Annotated in this window: 1 pseudogene; it reads right to left on the reverse strand. The window is 79.3% G+C overall.

Features of this window, described 5'->3' with window-relative positions:
• Positions 1-1260 (reverse strand): annotated as a pseudogene (locus AB0E96_RS41175) (hypothetical protein); the annotation flags it as partial.
• Positions 1261-1369 lie beyond the last annotated feature (109 nt).

Raw genomic sequence — 1369 nt, forward strand, 5'->3', positions numbered from 1 at the left:
CTCGCGCAGGGCGGGCAGCGCGGCGGGGGCGGTCCCGTCGGGCTCGTCGGCCTGCTCGGCGGCGGGGATCTCGGCGCGTTCGGCGCGCAGCGCGCGGGCGGTGCGGCGGGCGTCGTCGGCGGCGCGCTGGGCGGCGCGGCGGTCCTCGTCGCAGGTGCGGGCGCGTTCGGCGCACAGCGCCTGGCGGCGGTCGCACTCGGCGGCGTCCTCGGCGAGTTCGCGCTGGCGGCGGGCCCAGTTGCCGCGCTCGCGCAGCCGGAAGGCGAGGCCGGAGAGGGCGTCGGCGCGGCGGCGGGCGCGCTGGGCGGCCTCGCGGTGCTCCTCGTGGGCGGAGGCCGCGGCGGCGTGGTCGGTCTCGGCCTCGTCGTGGTCGGCACGCAGGGTGGCCAGGGCGACGGCGGCCTGCTCGGCGTGCTCGCGGGCGGTCTCGGCGGCGGCGGCGAGTTCGGCGAGAGTGCCGGGCGGGCAGCTGGCGTGCCAGGACGCGAGGCGCGCGGCGAGGGCGCGGTCGGCGCCGAGGCGGCCGGCCAGTTCGCGGATGTGCTCCTCGCGGGCGCTCGCCCGGGCGCGCAGTTCGCGGCGCTCGCCGTCGGCGGCGGACTCGTCGTGCATGGCCGGGTTCGGCGGGACGAGGAAGAAGGCGGGTTCGTCGGTGATCGGGGCGATCAGCGAGGCGGCGGCGCCGACGGCGACGGTGGAGCGCGGCAGCAGGGCGGCGGCCTGCAGGGCCTCGCGGGCGCGCTCCAGCGAGGACGGGTCGGTGACGACCACGCCGTCGACCAGTTCGGGGCGGGCGGCGAGGATCGCCTCGTGGTCGGCCGGGTCGACGGACTGGGCGAGGTAGCGCCAGCCGGGCAGGGCCGGGATGCCGTGCTCGGCGAGGTACTCCACGGTGGCGAGCACGTCCGGGCCGGGCGGCAGCAGGCCGCCGTCGCCGAGGGCGGCGAGGATGCGGGAGTCGTCGGCGGCGGCCGTGCGGAGGTCGAACAGGGTGCGTTCGGCGGTGGCGATGGACTCGTCGAGGAGTTCGCGCAGGTACTCGGCGTTGCGGTCGAGCACGGTGGGGGTGAGGAAGCCGGCGTCCTCCTCGGCGCCCTCCTGGTAGGGGGTCAGGGAGAGCAGGTCGGCGAGGCGCTGCTCGGTGGCGAGCAGGGCGGCGGTGCGCTGTTCGGCGGCCAGCGAGCGGGCGGCGTCCTTGCGGGCGTCGCCGGCCCGTTCGGCGGCCAGTTCGGCGCGCGAGGTGGCGGCGGCGGCCTCGCGCAGCCGGGCGGCCGCGGACTCGGCGGAGGCCCCCGGCCACTGCCCGGTCGGCTCCCCCTGAGCGCCTGCCGCCCGTCATCGAAGGCGCGTACATCGATCGTTGACGCCG

It is taken from the genome of Kitasatospora sp. NPDC036755 (genome assembly GCF_040636595.1).
GTDB lineage: Bacteria > Actinomycetota > Actinomycetes > Streptomycetales > Streptomycetaceae > Kitasatospora.